A 23,121-nucleotide genomic window follows, 5' to 3' on the forward strand; every position below is an offset into this window, starting at 1 on the left:
GACCCCTAAGGGACCGCGCCGCACTTTCGGTCCCGCACCACGTTTGCCCCGTCACAAGCAGGCCCGCCAACCGATCCGGCATGTGCCCGTCCCGCCCAAAGGCGGGAAAAATGGGCCGGATCATCTTGCGGACCCGGCCAGTTGGGTCACGTGCGATCCGCAGCCTGAAAAGCTCCGGGCAGCCCGCTGTGACTTGCAGAGCCCGCACGGCAGGGCGAACTGCCGAAATGGCCGCGCAAGGCAGGCCGAGAAGGCGCCGCAAGGGCACTCGTCAATTCCGTTCCGGTCAGGCCGGCGAGGTCACCGATCCTTCACCGGAGCCGCGCCCGCTTCTGGCGCGAAGGCTCCGGATCACCTGTCCGCCTGGCCTTCAACCGGGTGTCATCGAAAGCGTCCAAAAATCGGCCCACCCTGCCGCTTCGGACATCCATCCGATTGATTTTTCGATGCAACACCAGTTAGCGTTATCTTTGCGTGATTTTCGCTTTCCGGGCTCTCCGGATGGGAGGCGCGCCGGACCAGCGAGGCGTGGGACGGAGACATGCGGGACGAAACCCGCCGGACGTTGGCGACAGCGGCCGGGCATCTTGCAGCACCGGATGGCCCGATGGATGGGGACGAGGCGGCATTGCGCTTCCTTGCCTATCTGGCGGAAGGGGATCCGGCGCGGCTTGCCGGCGACCGGGACCTGGCGGCTCTGCTGGCGGTGGCCGCGCGGCTCGAGCGCCTGTTCGAACTGGCCTTGCCCGACGCGCCGGGACTGTACTGCTTCGGCGCGGAGGTGCGGCCGGAGGAGTTCGGCGCGGCGCCGGGCGCGCGCGGTTCGCTCTCCGGCGTCGGCGAAACGCGCCTTGCCGCCTTCCGCGCCTGTGTCGGCGAAGCGGTGGAATACCTTGCGCAATTCGAGCCTCGCCCAGAGACGGCCGGGGCGGCGGTGACCGAGGCCGAGGCGACGTCCGGGGACGATGTCCTGGCTGCAGCGCCAGGGGGAGCCTTCTGGACCGAGGCCGAAAGCCGGGCCCTGGGGCTTGGTCCTGGCACTGAAGGCAACGCTTCGCGCGCGGCAGCGGAGGGCGACGGGGACCGGAGCCGGCTGCTGCCGGATGAGCGGGTGCCGGCGGTCGACCTGGCGAGCGGAGCACGGGGGACGGTGCCCGCGGCTTTGTGCTGGCGCCGCCGGCCGGGCGATGCCCTGCCACTGGCCCGAGGCCTTGGCGTTGCGGCGGGGCGCAGTTTCCGGGAGGCCTGCCGCCACGCGATGCTGGAGTGGATCGAGCGCGATGCGGTCGCCCTGTGGTGGCGCGGCGGACGCAAGGGGCGGGCAGTGGCGCTGGAGACCCTGACGGCACCCGAGGTGGCGGGGCGGATCGCCCGCTGGCGCGGCGGGCGCGACGGACGGCTGAGCTGGTTTCTCGACCTGACGACCGATCTCGGCGTGCCGGTTGCCGCGGCCCTGTCGGTCGACCGGGAGGGCAAGCGCTTCGCCTACGGGTTCTCGGCGCGCCCGACCCTGGAGCAGGCGCTGGTTTCCGCCTTCGCGGAACTGGCGCAGGTGGAACTGGCCGACCGGGTGGTGGACGCCAAGCTCGCCGAAGCGGGCGAGGGCAGGCTCAACGACACGGACCGGTTGCATCTGGCCCGCCGCAGCCTGGTGAAGCCGGACTGGGACGCCCTGCAACCGGCGGCGGCACCTGGATCGGGCGCTGCAGGTGCCGCCGGTTTGCGTGAAGCCAGCGGCGGCGCGGTCGATCCGCTGTCGTGCTTGTCCTTGCGTAATTTTCGCGTGTTGGCAATTGACCTTACCCGTACCGATCCGGGTATAAGCGTTGCACGGGTGCTCGTTCCCGGGCTGCAACCCGATCCGGCCGCGCTGACCACGCCGCGCCTTGAACGGCAGCGGGGATTGCGGCCAAGCGCGGGGTTTCCCGGCGACGGCGTTCGGCTCTACTGAAAGCTGTTTCTTTCATGTCTTTTCCAGGTTTCGGAACAGGGGCTGGGTCCTTCGGGGTCTGACGTACAAGGCAGGGGCTGGTTGACGTGGATGAGATGGGCCATGGTGGATCCGCTGGCGGATTGCGGGATGCCGCATCGGGGCAATCTCGCCTTGACGCCACCATACTTGGGGTTCCGCGTTTTCTCGTGGGCGGGAAGGCGGTCGCCTTCCGCTCGCGCAAGGCGGAGGGGCTGCTGGCGCGCCTGTGCCTGACCGGCGACGGGCGCATGTCGCGCGAGATGGCCGCGAACCTGTTCTGGCAGGACAGTTCCGAGCACCATTCCCGCTCCTCGCTGCGGCAGACCCTGCTGATCCTGCGAAGGGCGCTGGAAGATGCCGGTTTCGATGGTCTGGACAGCGACAAGATGAACATCCACCTCGACCTGTCGCGGGTGAGGCTGGACATGGACGACCTGATCTCCGGCACCGCCGATGCGGTGCCGGCTCGGCTGCTCGTGGAAAAGCGCCTGTCGGAGCGATTGTTCGAGGGCGGCGAGATGCTGGCCGAGCCGTTTCACAACTGGTTGCGGCTGCGGCGCCAGCAGTTTCACGATCACCTGCGCTCCTTTCTGGAGCCCATGGTGCGGCTCGACAGCGGCAACTGGACACGGATGGAACAGGCGGCGGTGGCGCTGCTCAACCTGGATCCGACGCATGAGCCGGCCTGCCGCGCCTTCATCACCGCCCGCGCGGTTCAGGGCGATTACACGGGCGCGCTGCGAGCCTACGAGGACCTGTGGAACGTGCTGGAGGAGGAGTTCGATACCCAGCCGTCCAGCGAGACCCAGTCGCTGATCGTCGACATCAAGCTCGGCAAGTTCTCCGACTGGCTGCAGCGCGAGCGTGCCCGGCTTGCCGAGGAGGCGGAGCGCAAGGGGGACCGTCCCGCCGTTTCCGCCGGAACCAGGGCGGAAGCCGCGGCCCGCCATGTCAACCCGGTCATCGTGGTCGACCAGATCCTGCAGGTCACCGAGGCTGACGAGGATATCCGGCTCGCCAAGGTGTTCCGCCACGACCTGATTTCGCGATTGGTGCGCTTCCGCGAATGGTCTGTCGCTGACGAGGTGACGGAGGAACTTTCGGGCTCCGCCGCGCCGATCTACCGGGTCTCGATCAGCGCCATGCGGGCGGACCGCGCCGTCTCCTATTCGGTAACGGTCAAGAACTCGCGGACCAATGCCTATGTGTGGGGCCGCAACTCGGCGGTGGAGATCGGAGAACTGTTCGCCCGCCAGTCGACCCTGGTCGCCGAGATCGCCATGGCGATGAACGTCAACATCTCGGCCGAACGCCTGGCCAACATGTCGCGCGTTCCCAACGCCTCGCTCGACCAGTACGACCGGCTGTTGATGGGCCAGCGGCTGCACTACACGTGGAAGATCGAGGATTCGCACCGGGCGGAAGAGGTGCTGAACCGACTGATCAAGGACAATCCGCGCTTCGGCCCGGCCTATTCGAGCCTGGCCCAGATCATCAATTCACGCCACATCGTCTTTCCCGGCCAGGTCCAGACGCCGGAAACGCTGGAGCGCTCGGCGGGTCTGGCCCGCACGGCGCTGGCGCTCGATCCGTTCGACTCGCGCGGATATCTGTGCGCGGCCTGGACGCTGGCCCTGCAACGCCGTTTCGAACAGGCCGAGGCGCATCACCGCCAGGCGCTGGAACTCAACGACAACGATCCCTGGACGGCGCTGTCCGCGGCGCATGGGCTGGCCTATTACGGTCACCGCGAGGAGGCGCTTGCGATCGCCTATCGGCATCGCGAGAACGGGCTTCTGACCTCGCCGCTGCACTGGAGTTATTTCGTCGGCATCACCTGCCTGTGCGGCGACCATGCCGGTTCGATTGCCGCGTTCCGCTATCTGAGCGACGGCTATCTCGGGGTCGAGGCCTGGTATGTGGCGTCGCTGGCGCTGACCGGCGATGTGGAAGAGGCGAAGGCGCAGGCCCGGCACCTGCGGCAGCGGGTCACCGACCGCTGGGTGCTGTCGCAACCGCCGGATGACGCGGATATTGCCCGCTGGATCGGCAACTGCTTTCCGATCTCCTCGCCGCGCACATGGGACGAGATCCATCACGGTCTGGCGCTGGCGGGCCTCGTGCTGCCGGCGGATCTGGCGCCGCCGGGCGCGCAGGACTGAAAAGGGCCGCGAGATCTCGCGGCCCAGGAGTGTCGCAAGGGACCCGAGGCCAGGCCTCAGGTGCAGACGGCGATCGTGTAGTCGGCGACGCGGCTCAGGAAGAAGTCGCGCATCGTCATCTCGTCCTTGTCGCCATAGAAGCCGGGCAGCGGATAGTCCGCCGCCGGCCCGTCGCCGTACTTGGCGAGCGACTGCTCGACCATGCGCTGCGGCGGCAGGCGAAGCAGCAGCACCTCCTCGCTGGCCTGGATCACCTGCAACGCCTTGTAGTCATCGGGAATGGTGGCAATGCCTTCCGTGGCGCGCTTCAGCCCTTCCAGCGATTCGGGCCACGGCTTTTCGCCGGTGGCGTAGTCGGCGATCAACCGGCCGAAGGCCCGGTAATCGTGGATCTCGACCTTCTTGAGTTCGTCGGTCATGTATTGCCCCATGAAAACAGTTGCGAATATGAAACGCCAGCCGGCCGCCCCGGCCCCTTGGACGGCGAAAGTTGCCGCCGCCTTCGACGCGGAAACCGGATAACAAATACATGGCGGCGCAGAGGCGCACGAAAGTCATGCAAATCACTTCATGACAATTGAAATTAGACTCGCTTGCTGTCGATCCGTCAAGGTGCTGCTTTGAAGTGATTAGCTTATACAACCTTTCGCGCAAAAATATTGGGACGAGGTTTCAGGTTGTACCGTTGCAACTTCTGGGGGAAATCTTGGCTCAACTGTCCTTGCGCGGGTTCTCGATGGTTTTTACCTCGTCCGCGGAGTCGTCCTCCAGGGCGCTGGCATTCATCTGCCGGCGTTCGGCCGCCATGTTGGCCATGTGCTGTTTCAGTGCCGGATCCTTGTCGATGAGGCTGCGGAAATCGCTGCGCGACAGGACGAGCAGGTTGCAGTAACCGAGCGCCCGGACGTCCGCCGTGCGCGGCTGACCGGTCAGCAGGGCGATCTCGCCGAAGACATCGCCGCGGCCGAGGCGCACGCGCACGTGTTCGGTGATGACCTCCACGGCGCCCGAGGAAATGAAATAGGCGGTGTCGCCGCGCTCGCCCTTGCGGATCAGCACCTCGCCGGGAACCGCGAAAAGCGGCCGCATCAGCTTGGAGATGGCGCGGATGCGGTCCTCGCTGAGGTCGCGGAACAGCGGCAGTTGCGCGGTGAGGTCCTCGGTGCGCATGCCCATGTCGAGCTGCGGTCGGGCATCGGCCTCCTCGCGCCCGTCCCGCACGCTTTGCGACAGGTTGGAATAGAGCTCGGTGCCGATGAGGTTCTGCGCGTGCAGCGAGCGATAGGCGTCCTCCTCCAGCCGCAGCGCCGCCTTCTGCAGGAAGCGTTGGTCGAGACTGTCGGCATAGTCGGGATATTGCAGGCGCAGGGCTTCCAGCGCCGTCGTCGTCGCCTCGCGCCGGCCGAGCAGGATCTCGGTCAGGATCTCGACGACGCGGTGGCCGAGCAGCGGCTCGATCTTTTCGCCGGTAAAGGCGATCAGTTCATCGAGGACGATGCGGTTGAGCAGCAGCATCTCGTAGCGATCGCCGAGCAGGCGGGCGAGCCAGCGGTCGTATTTCAGGGATCGCTGGAACCACTGCGCAAGCCGCATGGTGCGCGGGAAGGCGAGAGCCTGACGGGCGGCGCGGTTGTACTCGATCCGGCCGCCGGCGCGCGCGCGGTCGGCGATGCGGCCGATACGGGCCAGCAGTTCCTCGGCGGTGTGGATCGAGGCGGTGCGCTCGCGCAAGTGGCGCAGCACGATCTCCCGTTCCCGGTTGGAGATGGACACGAGACCGATAGTGATCCGATCACGGTCGAGGATCTCGTCCAGGCCACTGCCGGCGCCGGAGGACTCGGCGAGGCGGTCGCGGTAGCGCCGGTCGGTCTCCTCCACTGCCGCGGGAGCGATATGGTACTCGGCCGCCGCCCGCGCCACGCCCTCGCGCACATTGGTCAGCGCCAGCGCGAGAACCTGCGCCCGCATCGCGCTGTCGAGCGGCGGCAGCTTGTCGAGGCCGAACACACGGATCAAGGGTTTCAGCGTGGTGCCGTAGACGAGCAGCGTGAAGAGCACGAAGCCGGTTGCGAGCACGGCCACGAACCGCTTCACCTGCGGGTCGATAGCGAGGTTCTCGGTGACGCCGAGTGCCAGCGTCAGCGTGATGGCGCCGCGCATCCCGCCCCACAGCATCACCGTCTTGAAGGGCGTGCTGACCGGCTGGGACAGTTGCAGCAGGCTCATCAACGGCAGCAGGCCGAACAGGATCACGGCGCGCGCGGCAAGGGCCGCGACGACGACGATGGCCAGCAGCGCGATGTCATACCAGCCGACATCCACGAGCAGCTTGGGAATCAGGATCGAGGCCAGCATGAAGATCAGCGACGAGGCCCAGAACGCCATCTGGTCCCAGACATCGTTGAGATAGGTCCAGCCGTCCGGGGTCACGCGCGAGGGGCCGGCAAGATTGATGACGATGCCGGCAACGACGACGGCGACGACGCCCGACACGCCGACGAGGTTTTCCGCAATCGTGTAGACCAGATAGGGCATGGCGACGCTGAGCGTCACCTGGGCGAGGCGGAAGTCGCGCACCAGCGGCAGCAGCCGCACCAGGACCTGTCCGCCGATATAGCCGAGCGCGATGCCGCCGGAAAAGCTCCACAGAAACAGTTCCAGCCCGCCGGCCAGCGTCGGCGCCGACGTGCCGGTCAGCGAGCCGAGCAGGATGACGAAGAGGGCGATGGCGGCCGCGTCGTTGAGCAGGCTCTCGCCCTCGACCAGCCGGCCGAGGCGTGCGGGCGCGCCGATGTCGCGGAAGATCGCGACGACGGCGACCGGATCTGTGGTGGCGACAATGGCGCCGAGCAGCAGGCAGGCGACCAGCGGCACGGCGGTGAACGGACTAAGGGCGAAGCCGATGAAGGCAGTCGCCACAACCACCGCGACCACGGCCATCACGAAGATGACGCCGGCGTCGTCGGCCATCCGGCGGACGTCGAGGGTCAGCGTCGTCTGGAACAGCAGCACCGGCAGGAACAGGTGGAGAATGCCCTGCGAGTTGAGCGGCAGGTTCACGAAGACGGAGGCGATCTGGTTGAAGGCGTCCGTGCTGGGCGTGTAGAGCAGCCAGCTCGCCAGGACGCCGATCGCGGTGCCGACAAGCGCCAGCACCACGGACGGGGCCACCTTCAGCCGCCGTGCGAGCGGCTGGATGAGCGAGATGACGACGAGGAGGCCGGCGATGGCGGCGATGAAGAGAGGCGCTTGCATGTCCTCTCTATCTTGCCACATTTCGACAAGCGCGCGACGGTTTCGCGTCGTCCCCCGAGATTTTCCATGTTGATTTTGCGAAGGCTCACCCGATTGGGGCGATCTTGCGCGGCTTACGCTCCGAAAGGGCGATTCCGATCAGCACCAGGCACAGGGCGGCGGCGTGGTAGAGGTGGAACGGCTCGCCGAGCAGGCCGACGGCGAGCAGCGAGGAAAAGATCGGCACCAGGTTGATGAAGACGCCGGCCCGACCCGGCCCGACCAGTTCGACCCCGCGCATGAAGAAGATCTGCGACAGGAAGGAGGGGAAGATCGCGATGTAGGCAATCACCAGCCAGCCCTTCGGGGTCGGCCATTGCAATGTGCCCTGCGCCACCTCGATGGCGAAGAGGGGCAGGGAGGTGATGGCCGCGATCACCGCCAGGAAGGTGAAGAAGACCATGGCGGACACTTGCGGGCGTTTGCGCAGCAGCACCGCGTAGAGCGAATAGAGAACGCAGGCGACGATCATCAGCGCATCGCCGATATTGACCTGAAGACCCGCCAGCCGCGACAGGTCGCCCTGGGCGGCGATGAAGGCGACGCCGGCCATCGTGACCACCACGCCGGCCGCCTGCAACGGCCGGATCGGGCTGCGCAGGATCACCAGCGCGCCGAGCAGCACGAACATCGGCATCGAGCCCTGGATGATGCCGAGATTGACCGCGGTGGTGCCGTGGGCGGCGATATAGAACAGGGCGTTGAACCCGGTGAAGCCGCACACGCTGGTGGCGATGAGGAGCGGCAGGTGACGCCGCAGGGTCGGCCATTCGGCCTGCATCTGGCGGCCATAGAGCACGAGCAGCAGCCCGGTGACACCGATCCAGCGCAGCAGCACCACCGCCATCGGCGAGACCTCGCCGATGGCGAGCCGCCCGGCGATGGTGTTGCCGCCCCAGAATATCGTGGTGAGCACCAGCAGCAGGATCGGCCGGTCGAAGAAGCGCGCGAGCAGGGAGGAACCGGAGTGCGACATGGGCCGATGGATCCGCGCCGGAGCAGGATTCGCGCCGGCCGTTGTGCCGGGGCATTCCGTCTTCCGGACTTGCTGGGGTGGCCCGCACCGTAGGCGTGGCGTGCCGGCGCGGGAGCGAAGAAACAGCCCTATCGTATGACGAATTGCGGCAGGCGTTGCAAGCCGCCTGGCCGGGTGGGGGGATTGCGCGAAACGCGGGGCTTCTGGACCGGGAGCAGGTTCAGTTGAAGAGGCCACAGGCCACGGTCGACACTTTCAGCCAGCCGCCGGAGTTCGGCGACGTCGACACAGAAGCATCGTTGATCCTGCGGCGAACCACGACGCATTCGCCCCTCCTCAGTACGAAAATGCGCGGTCGGTCACGATAGGAGGGGCTGTCGGAGGGCGTGGTGAGATCGCGGAAATACTGGGTTCCACCGGCCTGCAGGACATCGCCCCAACGAAGATCGTCGTAGCTGCGTGCCCCGCCGCGCAGCAGATGCAGGTGGCTGCCTTCGGTGCCTCCTGTTGGATTGCCGTTTTGGCCGATCTCATAGAAGACGGCACCGGTGATGCCGAACAACGTGCCATAGACGACCTTGACCGCGCCCGACACTCCAGGAACGGCCGAGGAGAGACCCACCAGCAGCAGCGCTGCGGCGGACAGTTTCAGCACGCTGTCGATATGTTTCAGGACGCTCCCGGCCCTATCCGGCTTGGCATCCGGCCTCCCGTCTTCCACGATCCAGTTCCCCCCGCGGCAATGATCCGGCGATCACACCATGGGGAAATTTGGACCGGTATTTTCGAGAAATGCAAACCGCTTCTGCCTGCCGGATGAGCAGGGGCGGCGAGGATCTCGCGATTGTTTCCTTTCAGGATCAAGTCTTTTCGATTTGTGCAAGATTGACCGGGTGAGGGGGCTTGGGTTTCATGGCGAACCGTTTCGCGCGGGCTCCTCTGCCTCGGCCTCTTGCCGTGCGGGGCCCGTTCGAACAAGGATCGCGGGGCTGGCGTTGCCACCCGCGCCAGATGTCATCAGGGAGTGCCGACGCCATGGACCGTATCGAGATTGCCGGCCTGAAGATCGCCCCGGAACTGCGGGATTTCGTCGAGCAGGAGGCCCTGCCGGGCACCGGCGTGACGGCGGACGCGTTCTGGGAGGGCTTGTCGGCCATCGTTCACGATATGGCGCCGGAAAATCGCGAGTTGCTGGCAAGGCGCGATGCGCTGCAGGCAAAGATCGACGACTGGCACCGTGCCCATCCCGGCCCGGTCGACCTTGCCGCCTACAAGGCCTTTCTCAGCGAGATCGGCTATCTGGTGGAGGAGGGCGAGGCTTTCGCGGTGACGACGGAGAATGTCGACCCGGAAATCGCCGCCATCGCCGGCCCGCAGCTCGTCGTTCCGATCACCAACGCCCGTTACGCGCTGAACGCGGCGAATGCCCGCTGGGGTTCGCTCTATGACGCGCTCTACGGCACCGATGCCATGGGCAGCCTGCCGCAGGGCGGCGGCTACGATCCGGCGCGCGGCGCCGAGGTGGTCGCTCATGCCAAGGCACTGCTCGATGCGCGCGTGCCGCTGTCGGCGCCCTGGGCGAGCGTCACCGGGTTTTCCGTCGAGGGCGGCAAGCTGACCGTCGCGGGCGAGGGCGGTGCAGCCCTTGCCCTGTCCGATCCGGCGCAATTCGTCGGCTATCGCGGCGAGGCCTCCGCCCCCGAGGCCGTGCTCTTCGTCAAGAACGGCTTGCATATCGAGGTCGCCGTCGACCGGAACAATCCGATCGGCAGGACCGATCCGGCGGGTATCTCCGACGTGGTGCTGGAGGCGGCCGTCTCCACCATCATGGACTGCGAAGACTCCGTCGCGGCCGTCGATGCGGAAGACAAGGTCGTCGCCTATCGCAACTGGCTCGGCCTGCTGAAGGGCGACCTGACCGCCTCCTTCGCCAAGGGCGGACGCGAGATGGTGCGCCGCATGGACGGCGACCGGACCTACACGACGCCGACGGGCGGCGAGACGGTGCTGCACGGCCGCTCGCTGATGCTGGTGCGCAATGTCGGTCACCTGATGACGACGCCGGCGATCCTCGACCGCGACGGCAAGGAGGTGCCGGAGGGCATTCTCGACGGCATGATGACGGCGCTGATCGCCATGCATGACATCGGGACGGGTGGCCCGGCTGGCGGCGGACGGCGGATGAACTCGCGCGCCGGGTCGCTCTACATCGTCAAGCCGAAGATGCACGGCCCCGACGAGGTCGCCTTCGCCGACCGGCTGTTCGGCCGGATCGAGCAGGCGCTGGGCCTTGCCGCCGACACGTTGAAGATGGGCATCATGGACGAGGAACGGCGCACCACCGTCAACCTCAAGGAGTGCATCCGTGCGGCCTCCTCGCGCGTGTGCTTCATCAACACCGGCTTCCTCGACCGTACCGGCGACGAGATGCACACCTCGATGGAGGCCGGGCCGATGATCCGCAAGGGCGACATGAAGCAGGCCGCCTGGATCCAGGCTTATGAGAACTGGAATGTCGATATCGGCCTGGAATGCGGTCTGCCGGGCCACGCCCAGATCGGCAAGGGCATGTGGGCGATGCCCGACCTGATGCAGGCGATGCTGGAGCAGAAGATCGGTCACCCGAAGGCCGGCGCCAACACCGCCTGGGTGCCGTCGCCGACCGCCGCCACCCTGCACGCGCTGCATTATCATGTGGTCGACGTCGCCGCCCGTCAGCAGGAACTGCGGGCGCGCGGCCGCGCCAGCCTCGACGACATCCTCTCGATCCCAGTCGCCGAACGGCCGAACTGGTCGGCGGAGGAGATCCAGGCCGAGCTCGACAACAACGCGCAAGGGATTCTCGGCTATGTGGTGCGCTGGGTCGACCAGGGCGTCGGCTGCTCCAAGGTGCCGGACATCAACAATGTCGGCCTGATGGAAGACCGCGCGACGCTGCGCATCTCCTCCCAGCACATCGCCAACTGGCTGCGCCATGGCGTCTGCAACGAGGCGCAGGTGATGGAGACGATGAAGCGCATGGCCAAGGTGGTCGACGGCCAGAACGCCGGCGACCCGCTCTACCGGCCGATGGCTGCGGATTTCGACGGCTCGATCGCTTTCCAGGCGGCCTGCGACCTGGTGTTCAAGGGCCGCGAGCAGCCGTCCGGCTACACCGAGCCGGTGCTGCATGCCCGCCGCCTGGAGGCGAAGGCCGCTGCCGGCGCCTGATCCGTCCCACGACACGAGAACCCGCCAAGCCTCCCGGCCGACAGGTCGGGAGGCTTTTTCGTTTCAAGGCGCTTTGAGTCCGGCGAGGGGTTAGCGTCCGGAGGGGCGGAAGGGCTGGACGATGGTCTGCCCCGTCTTGCGGCCGCTCTCGATCCGATGCAGCGCGTCCTTCAGGCGCTCCTGCTCGCGGTCGCTGTAGATGAAGCGCCAGCCGGTCTCGTTGCCCCGCCGCCAGCGCTGTTCGGCGCGCAGGTCCAGCCCGTGCCCGCAGATTGAGATGCGCACGCTGAGCGCGAAGTTCGGCAGGTCGGCACAACGGATCCGGCATCCCGTCAGGCTGAGATCGGTCATGCTCGCAGCCATTGGCCCGCGCATGGTCATGATGACGACCCGAACCTCGCCTGCCACCCTGGGTGACTGTCGGCGTTCCTTTTGCGCCATCGTCGATGGCATGTAGCGGTTTCGTGGTGACAGGGCCCCCGCCCTCCCATGTCCTGGCACTGTGAAAAGGAGAGAATGTTCTCCCGCCTGGGATGCGCTCCCTCCCGGTTGACCCGTGCGTTGGAGATTAAGCGGCGCGAAAGCTCACTTAATGCTGATATTGGGGGCGTATATAGATTAAAATTGAGCTAAAGTTTTAAATTACCGCGACGGAATCCGATATTTTCCCCTGCGGAATCGACGCTGGGCGGGGGCGACGTGGCAAACTGCCGCGAGCGCGTTCCTTCGCCTGGACGAGCAGCGGTGGCGGGCGTTCAGCGGCGGCCGGGCCAGTCGTCCATCGGCAGCGCGATCCGCGCCTCCAGACCTCCCGCCGGGTGATTGCCGAGCGTCAGCGTGCCGCCATGGGCATGCACGATGGAACGGGCGATGGAGAGGCCGAGGCCGATGCCGCCGGTTTCCTCCGAGCGCGATTCCTCCAGCCGCACGAAGGGTTCGAAGACGTCCTTGAGCCGCTCCTCGGGGATGCCGGGGCCGTGATCGCGCACGGTGATGATCGCCTGCCCCCCCTCGACCGCGAGCGCCATCTCAGCGTCTCCGCCATAGCGCACGGCGTTGTCGATCAGGTTGCGTAGCGCCCGCTTCAGGCTGAGCGGCCGACAGGAGACCACGCAGCGCCGCTGCGGAGGATCGAAGGCGACCGGCCGGCCGATATCGCGATAGTCCTCGGCGATGGCATCGATGAAGTCGCCGAGATCGGTCGGCGCGCCGACTTCGCGAGAAGCCTCGTCGCGGGCGAAGGCAAGCGCCGCCTCGACCATGCGCTGCATCTCGTCGAGGGTCTCGATCATCTTCTCGCGGTTCTCGTCGTCGTCGATGAACTCGGCGCGGATCCGCAGCGAGGTGATCGGCGTGCGCAGGTCGTGGCTGATGGCCCCCAGCATGCGCGTGCGGTCGCGCACGAAGCGGGTCAGGCGATCCTGCATGACGTTGAAGGCGTGAATGGTGCCGCGCACCTCCAGCGGCCCCCCCTCGCGCAAGAGTTCCACATCCTCGCCGCGCCCCAGCCGTTCGGCCGCGGCCGCCAGCTCCCGCAACGGGCGGGTGAGGCGGCGCACGGTGAGCCCGATGACCAGGACGATGGCCGCCGCCATCAGCGCCACCGTGACGAACACCGGCAGCATGGTGTTGCGCGGCACGCGGAAACGACTGGCGCCGTTGAGCCAGCGCCCGTCCGAGAGCTGGACGGACAGGGTCAGCGAGACGGGGGCCGAGCGCCACTGGCCGTGGCGATGCGGGCCAGGATGGCCGCGCGCGCCGTCATCTCCGTAGAGTTCCCCCTCGTCGTCCTCTCCCTCGCCGTCGCCGACATCGATGCGCCGGCGCGCGGGGGGCGCATGCGACACCTCGCGGCGGGATACGTCGACCCGGATCGTCTTGTCGGTGCCGAGTTCCTCGCCAAGGACGGTGGCGATGCGCTGGTCGGTCTTGCCGCGGCCGGCCTCGGCCAGGGCAGGGGTCTCGTCGATCCAATACCAGAGGAAGCGGCTGGAGATGGCCCGCAGCATGTCCGGATGCTGGCTTTCGGGCGCGGCCTCGACCAGGCGTACCAGGGAGACGGTGCGCGAGACGATGGTGTTGCGGGCGAGCTCCACCAGCGCCACCCGCCGCTCGCCGGCAAACAGCCACAGCGTGAGCGCCTGGGCAAGGACCACCGCGATCAGCAGCAGGGCGACGAGCTGGCCGGCGAGGGAACGCGGCCAGGGGCGAAAGCGGGTCGTCATGCTCCGATGTCCTCCACCTCGGCGGTGAAGGTGTAGCCGCCGCCCCACACGGTCTTGATCAGCTCCGGATTCTTCGGATCGGGCTCGATCTTGCGGCGCAGCCGGCTGACCTGATTGTCGATGGAGCGGTCGAAGGCGGCGGGGCTGCGGCCCGAGGTGATGTCGAGCAACTGGTCGCGCGACAGCACCATGCGCGGGCGTTTCAGGAAGGCGATGAGAAGCTGGAACTCGCCGCTCGACAGCGGCGTGGCGACGCCGTCCTCGCCGGTCAGCAGGCGCCGCGGCACGTCGAGCCGCCAGCCGGCGAAGGCCAGGGTCTCGGCCTCGACCGGATCGCGCGGCTTCGGCACCTGCGAGGAGCGGCGCAGCACCGCCCGGATGCGGGCGAGCAGTTCGCGCGGGTTGAACGGCTTGGTGACATAATCGTCGGCGCCGATCTCCAGTCCGACGATGCGGTCGGTGTCCTCGGCCATGGCGGTGAGCAGGATCACCGGCATGGTGCCGCTTTCCACCAGCGACCGGCACAGCGACAGGCCGTCCTCGCCGGGCATCATGATGTCGAGCACGACAAGGTCCACCGCCGCCGCCTTCAGAAACTTGCGCGCCTGCGCGGCGTTTTCCGAGACCGAGGCGCGCAACCCGTTCTTGCGCAGGTAGCGCGCCAGCGACTCGCGAATGTCGCGGTGGTCGTCGACGACGAGAATGTGGGGCCCGCTTTCGCTCATGCTTGCTTCCGCTTCGACTGTCTGCCTCCCACTCTAGATATCTCCGCCCGAACGAGCAGGGAAACCGCAATTGTATCCAGATGTAACGGGTGCGCGGCACGTGACAGCTTGCGACACAAAGGCGGTCTTGCGGGCACATTTCAGCGACAAGCGGCCGCTAGACCGGTGTCATCGCAGTGACCGACAAGGAGATGACGCGATGACGACTTTCAGGAAGATCACGCTCGCCGCCCTCGCCGCGGCGCTGGTCGGGACCACCGCCATGCCCGCCTTTGCCGACCGCGACGGCGGCAAGTACGGCTGGGGCCGCGATGGCGGCAAGCCGGGCTGGCACCAGTCCCATCGTGGTGGCAAGAAGGGCTGGCATCACGGCCGCCGCGGCGACATGGCGCGCATGTTCATGGAGCGCTTCGACACCGATGGCGACGGCAAGGTGACCCAGGCCGAGATCGACGCCAAGGTGGAGGCGACCTTCGCAGCCGCCGACACCAATGGCGACGGCAAGGTGACGCTGGACGAGTTCAAGGTCGCCTACCAGAACGAGTTCAGCGAGCAGCGGGTGCGCGCTTTCCAGCGCCTCGACCGTGACGGCGACGGCAAAATCACCGAGGCGGAATACAACCGTCCGATGGATCGGATGGCGGCGCGCATGGAGCGACGCGGCGACGACAGCGGCAAGCGCGGCCCGGGGCCGCGCGGTCACGGACGGATGATGGAGCGCTTCGACATGGACGGTGACGGCAACGTGACCGCCGACGAGATCCGCGCCTCCCGCGCCGAGGCCTTCGCCAAGGCTGATGCCGATGGCGACAAGGCGCTGACGCTCGAGGAGTTCGCAACGCTGTGGGCCGAGCGCATCGACGGGCGCATGGTTCGGGCCTTCCAGCGCCTCGACCGCGATGGGGACCTTGCCATCACCCGAGAGGAAGCAGCGCGTCCCTTCGCAGGCCTCGTGGCCCGCATGGACCGCAACGGCGACGGTGCCCTGTCGCGTGAAGACCGCCCGCGCGGCGGCATGCGGGATCGCGACGGCAAGCGCTGGCAGGGCGAAGGCCCGCGTGGTGCCGGTCCGCGTGGTGAAGGCCCGCGTGGTGAAGGCCCGCGTGGCGGCAACAACTGAGGACGCGCCTTCCCCGCGCGACCTCGTCACTGAACCGTGCAAGCGGCGGGACCTCGTGTCCCGCCGTTCGCATCTGCAAGGAGACGTCCGCAAGGAGGCGTCTGTGCCGGCCGGGAGAGCCTGATTCCCCTGCGGCGCCGGCGCCGCGCCCGTCTCGTGCAGCCCGGCCCGTTTCGCCTATCGGCAAAAGTCACAGCGAAAAGCGGGAATGCATCGGGAAAGCGCAAAAAATGCGCCCGGCCGGAGGATTTTCCCCTTGATTAAGACAGGCTCCTGATTCATATCTCCGCTTGCCCAAATTCGCACGTGCCCGTGGTCGTCCAACCGAAAGGTGGCAGTCGCTCAAAAGGGCCCGGACCTGTCCGGAATAGAGCGACAAAACGGATGGCTTAAAGCAACGACGTAAGAGGGCTTTTTTGGTCTCTGCCGGGTTTCCAAGTCCCGGGGTCACTGAAGAGGCACTTGTTACATCATTGCCGGCCGTGCGGTTCGGGACACCCGATCCAATCCAAGGCAGCAATCGCGGAACGGCGACACGCTTGCGCGTATGCAGGCGTCGAACCCGACCGTTGCATATGGCGTCCGTTTTCTCCCCGTCTCCAACGCGGGCGGGAGACGCGATCGCATATGCACCTGTACCGGAATTCGGACTTGCGGGTGAATGCCATGACCGAGCGCATCAAGAACTTCCTGCGGCAGCGACGAGGCGACGGGCCTTGCGTTGTCGTCGACCTTGACATCGTCAAGGACAACTATGTCGCCTTCGAGCGGGCGCTGCCGGACACCCGCGTGTTCTACGCGGTGAAGGCCAACCCGGCTCCCGAGATCCTGGCGCTGCTCGCCAGCCTCGGCTCCTCCTTCGACTGCGCCTCGGTGCCGGAGATCGAGATGGCCCTGGCTGCCGGCGCGGGACCCGAGCGCATTTCCTTCGGCAACACCATCAAGAAGGAGCGCGACGTTGCGCGCGCCTTCGAGCTGGGCGTGCGCCTGTTCGCCGTCGACTGCGAGGTCGAGGTCGAGAAGATCGCCCGTGCCGCGCCCGGCGCGCAGGTGTTCTGCCGCATCCTGTGCGATGGCGCCGGCGCCGACTGGCCGCTGTCTCGCAAGTTCGGCTGCGCGCCCTCCATGGCGCCGCAGGTGCTGGAGCACGCCCACCGTCTCGGCCTGATCGCCCACGGCGTGTCGTTCCATGTCGGTTCGCAGCAGGCCAATGTCGAGGCCTGGGACACGGCTCTGGGCTCTGCCGCCGCGATCTTCCGCGAGATGGCCGAGCGCGGCATCATGCTGTCGATGGTCAACCTGGGTGGCGGTTTCCCCGCGCGCTACCTGAAGGACGTGCCGGGCGTGCCGCGCTACGGCGAGGCGATCCTGCGCGGTCTCGCGACGCATTTCGGCAACCGCATCCCGCAGACCATCATCGAGCCGGGCCGCGGCATGGTCGGCGATGCCGGCATGATCGAGGCCGAGGTCGTCCTGATCTCGAAGAAGTCCGAAGCCGAGGACGAGATCCGCTGGGTCTACCTCGACATCGGCAAGTTCAACGGTCTGGCCGAGACCATGGACGAGGCGATCCGCTATCCGATCCGCACGGACAAGGATGCGGACCGCAAGACCCCTTGCGTGCTCGCCGGCCCGACCTGCGACAGCGTCGACGTGCTCTACGAGAAGACCCCGTACGAGCTGCCCGTCAGCCTTTCGATCGGCGACAAGGTGCTGATCGAGTCCTGCGGCGCCTATACCACCACCTATTCGGCGGTGGCCTTCAACGGCTTCGAGCCCCTGCGCTCTTACGTCATCTGACGGTCACCCCGAATCGGGCCCAATAAATCCCCTGACAAATCCGGGCCGGCCGGTCGCGAAAGCGGCCGGCCGGCGTTATGGTCCAGCCCGGACGGTGCCTGCCCGGTGCCGCCAGGCAGACAGTTGCAAGTAGAAGGACACCCGCCATGACCGAAGCGAAGAAGCCGGCGGCGAAGAAGAAGACGACGAAGCCCGCCCCGGCGCTCGAGGCGGCCGCGACCGCCACCGCGGCGGAGAAGTCCTGGCCCGTTCACGGAACGATTTCCGGCCCGATCGTGATGATCGGCTTCGGCTCCATCGGCAAGGGCACGCTGCCGCTGATCGAGCGGCATTTCCGCTTCGATACGTCCCGCTTCACGGTGATCGACCCGGTCGATGCCGACCGCAAGCTGGTCGACGAGCGCGGCTACAAGTTCCTCAAGCAGGCGATCACCAAGGACAACTACCGCGAGGTTCTCACGCCGCTCCTGACGGAAGGCGAGGGCCAGGGCTTCTGCGTCAACCTGTCGGTCGACACCTCGTCGTTGGAGTTGATGAAGCTGTGCCGCGAACTCGGCGTCCTCTACATCGATACGGTGGTCGAGCCGTGGCTCGGCTTCTATTTCGACGAGAATGCCGACAACGCCTCGCGCACCAACTATGCCCTGCGCGAGACCGTGCGCCGCGAGAAGAAGAAGAGCCCCGGCGGCACCACCGCCGTGTCCTGCTGCGGCGCCAACCCCGGCATGGTCTCCTGGTTCGTCAAGCAGGCCCTGATCGACATTGCCCGCGATACCGGCACCAAGTTCGAGGAGCCGACCACCCGCAAGGGCTGGGCGAAGCTCATGAAGAAGGTCGGCGTCAAGGGCGTGCACATTGCCGAGCGCGACACCCAGCGGGCCAGGAAGCCGAAGCCCATGGGCGCGTTCTGGAACACCTGGTCGGTCGAGGGCTTCCTCTCCGAGGGCTTTCAGCCGTCCGAACTGGGCTGGGGCACGCACGAGACCTGGATGCCGAAGAACGCCCGCAAGCACAAGAAGGGCTGCAAGGCGGCGATCTACCTGGAGCAGCCGGGCGCCAACACCCGCGTGCGCACCTGGTGCCCGACGCCGGGCGCCCAGTACGGCTTCCTGGTCACCCACAACGAGTCGATCTCCATCGCCGACTTCTTCACGCTGAAGGAGGACGGCAAGGTCGTCTACCGCCCGACCTGCCATTATGCCTACCACCCGGCCAATGACGCGGTGCTGTCGCTGCACGAACTGTTCGGCGCCGCCGGCAAGATGCAGGAGACGCTGCATGTGCTCGGCGAGGACGAGATCGTCGACGGCATCGACGAACTCGGCGTGCTGCTCTACGGCCACGAGAAGAACGCCTACTGGTACGGCTCGCAGCTCTCCATCGAGGAGACCCGCGAGATCGCTCCCTACCAGAACGCGACGGGCCTGCAGGTGACCTCGGCCGTGCTTGCCGGCATGGTCTGGGCGCTGGAGAACCCGACCTCGGGCATCGTCGAGGCCGATGAGATGGACTACAGGCGCTGCCTGGAGGTCCAGCGGCCCTATCTCGGTCCGGTCAAGGGCTACTACACCGACTGGACGCCGCTGACGGATCGTCCGGGCCTGTTCCCGGAGGATCTCGACGAGAGCGATCCCTGGCAGTTCCGCAACATCCTGGTGCGCTGACCTTTTCGCAGCAGGACGGACACTCCGGCGGCCCGTGCCGATCTTTCCAGAAGGAAGGGCGGCGCGGGCCGTTCGCGCATCCTCACTCGACGCAGCCGCCGCGAATGGCTACAACCCCCGGATACCGTCGCCATGTGGGAACGCAAGCACAGCATGAAGCCGACAAATCCCGTCTTTACCGGACTGCCGACGACGATCTTCGAGACCATGTCGCGGCTCGCCATCGCCCATGGGGCGATCAATCTCGGCCAGGGCTTTCCGGATGTGGACGGACCGCAGGATGTGCGACAGGCCGCTGCCGATGCGCTGATGGCCGGCCCCAACCAGTATCCGCCGATGCTGGGCCTGCCGGAACTGCGCCAGGCGGTCGCCGCCTCGACCAAGCGGTTCTACGGCCTCGATGTCGACTGGCAGAGCGAGGTGATGGTGACCTCGGGCGCGACCGAGGCGCTGGCCGACGTGCTGCTGGCGCTGTTGGAGCCGGGCGACGAGGTCATCCTGATCGAGCCGCTCTATGACTGCTACCTGCCGCTGGTGAAGCGGGCGGGCGGCATTCCGGTGCGTCTGCGCGTCACCCCGCCGCAATGGAAGCTCGACCTCGGCAAGCTCGCCGACGCCTTCACCGAGAACACCAAGGCGATCCTCATCAACAATCCGATGAACCCGGCCGGCAAGGTGTTCGGGGAGGAGGAACTGGCGGCGATCGCGCGGCTGTGCAACGAGCATGGCGTCTATGCGATCTGCGACGAGGTCTATGAGCACCTGCTGTTCGACGGTCGCCAGCACCTGCCGCTGATGGCGTTTCCGGGCATGCGCGAGCGCGCGGTGCGGATCGGCTCCGCCGGCAAGACCTTCTCGCTGACCGGCTGGAAGGTCGGCTATGTCACGGCCGCGCCGAACCTGCTCGACCCGATCGCCAAGGCGCATCAGTTCGTCACCTTCACGACGCCGCCCAACCTGCAGAAGGCGGTGGCCTATGGGTTCGGCAAGGAAGACAGCTATTTCGTCTCCCTGCGCGAGGAGATGCAGGCCAAGCGCGATCGCTTCGCCAGCGGGCTCGCCGCGCTCGGCTTTGGCGTGCTGCCTTGCGAGGGCACTTATTTCCTGACCTGCGATGTCTCCACTCTCGGGCTTCAGGGCACGGACGTCGACATCTGCCGGCAACTGGTCGAGGAGGCGGGCGTTGCCGCTGTGCCGGTCTCGGCCTTCTATGTCGCCGATGCGCCAACCAATTTCGTGCGCTTCTGCTTCTGCAAGAAGGACGAGGTGCTGGACGGGGCGCTGCAACGGCTGGGCGCCTTCCTGTCGGCGCGCGGCGGCGGCGTCTCCGCCGTGCTGGCCGCGCCCGGGTCCGTGCAGGCGGCAGCCGAAAGGGCCTGAAATGGGAAATCCCGTGCTGGTTGAGGTGCTGCGCGGCGAGACGGTGGAAAGCCGGCATCGCGGCGCGCTGGTGGTGGTCGACGCGGCGGGCCGTGTCGTTGCTGCGCTTGGCGACCACGCGCGCCCGGTCTTCCCGCGCTCTTCGGTGAAGGCGCTGCAGGCGCTGCCGCTGGTGGAGTCGGGGGCGGCGGATGCGCTCGACCTCGACGACGCGGAACTGGCGCTCGCCTGCGCCTCGCACAGCGGCGAGGCGGTGCATGTCAGCGCTGCCCGGGTGATGCTGATGAAGGCCGGCCTCGACGAGGACGCGCTGGAATGCGGCAGCCACTGGCCGCAGCGCATGGAGGACGTCGCCGTCCTGCACCGCGCCGACGCCAATCCCTGTCCGCTGCACAACAACTGCTCCGGCAAGCATGCCGGATTCCTCGGGCTGGCCCGCACGCTCGGCGTGCCGACGCGCGGCTATGTCGAGCCGGACCATCCCGTGCAACGGGAGGTCCGGGCGGCCATCGGCGAGATCTGCGGCGTCGATCTGACGGACATGGCGCGCGGCACCGACGGCTGCTCGATCCCCACCTATGCCATGCCGCTGGCGCCGCTGGCGCGCGGCTTCGCCTGTCTCGGCACCGGCGACGGGCTGGAGCCCTTGCGGGCCGAGGCGGCGAAGCGGATCTACAATGCCTGTGTCGGGAACCCGTTCATGGTGGCGGGGACCGGGCGCTTCTGCACCGAGGTGATGGCGGCGCTCGGCGGGCGCGTCTTCGTCAAGACCGGCGCCGAAGGGGTGTTCACGGCCGCGATCCCGGAACTTGGCTTCGGCGTGGCGCTGAAATGCGACGACGGGGCAACGCGCGCGGCCGAGACGATGATGGCGGCCGTCATCGACGCGCTGCTCGATCTCGACGAGGACGAGGCACAGGCGCTTGCCCGCTGGCGTGCCCCGCGGCTGGAGAACTGGAACGGCCGCCATGTCGGCGACATTCGCGCCGTTGAGGAGGCCTTTGCTCCGCTGAGAGATCTGACCTGAGAGATCTGGCCTGAGAGATCTGACCTGAGAGATCTGGCGGCCGGCGCCTTGCCCGAGGCCGTAAGGCCGCCTTACCGCACCATGTTGCCCTGAATGGCGAGGTGGCCGAAGCCGTCTGCGGCGTCCGGCCCTGTGAGATCGCCGGTGACGGCCTCCTTCCAGCGATGTCCGATAATGGCACCGCCCGGCGTGCCGGAGAAGATATTGCCGGAAATCAGCGCCGTGCCGGCGCCCTCCACCACGGTCACCGCCGCGCCAACGGGGCAGTCGCGGATGACGTTGGAGGCGATGCTGACGTCGCGCAGGTAAGGCCCCCAGCCCAGGTTCAGACCGAAGCGGGCCACCTTTTCCACCACATTGCCGGTGACGGCGGTGTCGGCTTCCACCGCGATGCCGATGCCGAAACCCTGCACCTCGGCCGGATAGGGGCCGGTATCGGCGATGTTGCGGACGATGTTGCCGGAGCAGGTGGCAAGCCGGCCGCCATCGAGAAAGTTGGCGATGGAAATGCCGATGGCGCCGCCATCGACAAGGTTGCTGGCGATCACCGCCCCCTGGAACGCGAACTCGGAATAGATCGCCGTCTCGCCCGAGCGGAGGCAGGAATTGCCCTCGATCAGCACGTTGGAGCCGGCGTTGGAACGGATCGCCGAAAAGGCGCAGTCGGCAACGCGGTTGCCCCTAACGATGACGCCATGGGCGCGGAAGATGTTGATGCCGTTGCCGTTCTGGCCCGTGCCGCCATCGCGCGAGGAGATCCGCTCGATCCGGTTTCCGGAGACGATACTGCCGTCCTCGCCTTCGCTCCAGCGATGCACGAGGATGCCGCCATTGGCGCAGTCATGGACGTGATTGTCGGTGATCGACAGGCCGCGCGCCTCGATGGAGCGCAGGCCCGCCGTGCGCGCGCCGGAGATCGCGTTGCCGGTGATGCGCCCGCCGCATCGATCGAGCGCCAGGCCGGCCTGCGAACTGCCGGTAATAGCGCAGCCCTCGATCAACAGGTCGTCGACATCGGCGAAATGCAGCAGAGCCGGCGTGTATTCGCCGAGCAGCCGGTTGTCGCCGTCGAAATGGATGCCCTCCATGCCGATGGTGCCCGGCCCTTGCGCGAACACCAGATGGCCGCCGCCCTGGTAGTCGAGCCGGGTCTGGCCGGGCAGGCCGACAAGACGGGTGCCGGGGGGCAGGCGGAGATTGGCAACGGTATAGCGGCCGCCGGGCAGGAACAGGGCCCGGCCGCGATCGGCCGCCGCATCGATGGCCTGCTGCAGCAGGGCGCTCTGGTCGTCGGCTGCGCCGGGGCGCACGCCGAACTCGCTCGCCTCGATGGTGCCGCGCAGGTCCGCGACCCGCACCGCAGCCGCCACGGGCCTTGCGGCCTGCGGCAAAAGAAGAGGTGAAACGAGACCGGCAAGAGCAAGTCCGCCGCGCAGCAAACCGCGGCGCGTCGGTTCCGCTTGCGCCTCGGAGGGCGCCTGCCGCACTCGTGCTTGCCTGTCTCGTTTCATGCCCATCCACTCTCCCCGCCGGCAGCCACGCAAGCGGCATGCCGACATCTGCGTC

At 67.2% G+C, this 23,121-nt stretch carries 16 protein-coding genes; 8 read left to right on the plus strand and 8 right to left on the minus strand.

Going from position 1 to position 23,121, the window contains the following annotated elements; translation table 11 throughout:
* The first annotated feature begins 607 nt into the window (after positions 1-607).
* Together P2PM1_RS24760 and P2PM1_RS24765 are read left to right on the plus strand one after the other, a co-directional pair.
* Entirely contained in the window at positions 608-1,951 is a 1,344-nt protein-coding gene (locus P2PM1_RS24760; RefSeq protein WP_186400945.1) for a YcaO-like family protein, read from the plus strand.
* Positions 1,952-2,139: 188 nt separating this feature from the next.
* Entirely contained in the window at positions 2,140-4,134 is a 1,995-nt protein-coding gene (locus tag P2PM1_RS24765) for a BTAD domain-containing putative transcriptional regulator (protein WP_186400946.1), read from the plus strand.
* Positions 4,135-4,190: 56 nt separating this feature from the next.
* Here P2PM1_RS24765 and P2PM1_RS24770 read toward each other — a convergent pair whose 3' ends face one another.
* The 4 genes from P2PM1_RS24770 to P2PM1_RS24785 all read right to left on the minus strand — a co-directional run bounded on the left by P2PM1_RS24770 (position 4,191) and on the right by P2PM1_RS24785 (position 9,125).
* Positions 4,191-4,553, minus strand: a complete 363-nt coding sequence (locus tag P2PM1_RS24770; protein WP_186390059.1) for a hypothetical protein — start codon at positions 4,551-4,553, stop codon at positions 4,191-4,193.
* A gap of 292 nt (positions 4,554-4,845) precedes the next feature.
* Positions 4,846-7,389, minus strand: a complete 2,544-nt coding sequence (locus P2PM1_RS24775; RefSeq protein WP_186400947.1) for a cation:proton antiporter — start codon at positions 7,387-7,389, stop codon at positions 4,846-4,848.
* Positions 7,390-7,474: 85 nt separating this feature from the next.
* Positions 7,475-8,404, minus strand: coding sequence for a DMT family transporter (locus P2PM1_RS24780; RefSeq protein WP_186394214.1), 930 nt, complete (start codon positions 8,402-8,404; stop codon positions 7,475-7,477).
* Positions 8,405-8,624: 220 nt separating this feature from the next.
* Positions 8,625-9,125 (minus strand): hypothetical protein, encoded by a 501-nt coding sequence (locus tag P2PM1_RS24785; RefSeq protein WP_186400948.1) that lies wholly within the window; start codon positions 9,123-9,125, stop codon positions 8,625-8,627.
* Positions 9,126-9,439: 314 nt separating this feature from the next.
* Between P2PM1_RS24785 and P2PM1_RS24790 the strand changes: the two genes are divergently transcribed.
* The gene (locus P2PM1_RS24790; protein WP_186400949.1) at positions 9,440-11,614 is read left to right on the plus strand and encodes a malate synthase G; all 2,175 of its coding nucleotides are present in this window, start codon (positions 9,440-9,442) and stop codon (positions 11,612-11,614) included.
* Positions 11,615-11,704: 90 nt separating this feature from the next.
* Here the strand turns inward: P2PM1_RS24790 and P2PM1_RS24795 are convergent, their stop codons facing one another.
* The 3 genes from P2PM1_RS24795 to P2PM1_RS24805 all read right to left on the minus strand — a co-directional run bounded on the left by P2PM1_RS24795 (position 11,705) and on the right by P2PM1_RS24805 (position 14,564).
* Positions 11,705-12,067 carry a PilZ domain-containing protein gene (locus tag P2PM1_RS24795; protein WP_186390054.1) on the minus strand — a complete coding sequence of 121 codons (363 nt, stop codon included), beginning with the start codon at positions 12,065-12,067 and terminating at the stop codon, positions 11,705-11,707.
* Between the two features lie 302 nt (positions 12,068-12,369).
* A complete protein-coding gene (locus P2PM1_RS24800) occupies positions 12,370-13,839 on the minus strand; it encodes an ATP-binding protein (protein WP_186400950.1) in 1,470 nt (489 codons plus the stop codon).
* Complete coding sequence (locus tag P2PM1_RS24805) at positions 13,836-14,564, minus strand: response regulator (RefSeq protein WP_186390052.1); 729 nt, start codon at positions 14,562-14,564, stop codon at positions 13,836-13,838. Before P2PM1_RS24805 ends, P2PM1_RS24800 begins: the two co-directional genes overlap by 4 nt.
* A gap of 199 nt (positions 14,565-14,763) precedes the next feature.
* Here P2PM1_RS24805 and P2PM1_RS24810 point away from each other — a divergent pair, with 199 nt between their 5' ends.
* From P2PM1_RS24810 to P2PM1_RS24830, 5 genes are all read left to right on the plus strand, one after another.
* Positions 14,764-15,684: an EF-hand domain-containing protein gene (locus P2PM1_RS24810; protein ID WP_186394210.1), complete on the plus strand. Its 921-nt coding sequence runs from the start codon at positions 14,764-14,766 to the stop codon at positions 15,682-15,684.
* Between the two features lie 666 nt (positions 15,685-16,350).
* On the plus strand, positions 16,351-17,484 hold the full coding sequence (locus P2PM1_RS24815; protein ID WP_186400951.1) for a type III PLP-dependent enzyme: 1,134 nt from the start codon (positions 16,351-16,353) through the stop codon (positions 17,482-17,484).
* Positions 17,485-17,762: 278 nt separating this feature from the next.
* Positions 17,763-19,148: a homospermidine synthase gene (locus tag P2PM1_RS24820; RefSeq protein WP_186390123.1), complete on the plus strand. Its 1,386-nt coding sequence runs from the start codon at positions 17,763-17,765 to the stop codon at positions 19,146-19,148.
* Between the two features lie 153 nt (positions 19,149-19,301).
* A complete protein-coding gene (locus P2PM1_RS24825; protein WP_186394226.1) occupies positions 19,302-20,528 on the plus strand; it encodes an aminotransferase in 1,227 nt (408 codons plus the stop codon).
* Between the two features lies 1 nt (position 20,529).
* On the plus strand, positions 20,530-21,555 hold the full coding sequence (locus tag P2PM1_RS24830; RefSeq protein ID WP_186400952.1) for an asparaginase: 1,026 nt from the start codon (positions 20,530-20,532) through the stop codon (positions 21,553-21,555).
* A 71-nt stretch (positions 21,556-21,626) separates the two neighbouring features.
* Here P2PM1_RS24830 and P2PM1_RS24835 read toward each other — a convergent pair whose 3' ends face one another.
* Complete coding sequence (locus tag P2PM1_RS24835) at positions 21,627-23,066, minus strand: TIGR03808 family TAT-translocated repetitive protein (RefSeq protein ID WP_186400953.1); 1,440 nt, start codon at positions 23,064-23,066, stop codon at positions 21,627-21,629.
* Positions 23,067-23,121 lie beyond the last annotated feature (55 nt).

The organism is Stappia sp. P2PMeth1 (assembly GCF_900185735.1).
Classification (GTDB): domain Bacteria; phylum Pseudomonadota; class Alphaproteobacteria; order Rhizobiales; family Stappiaceae; genus Stappia.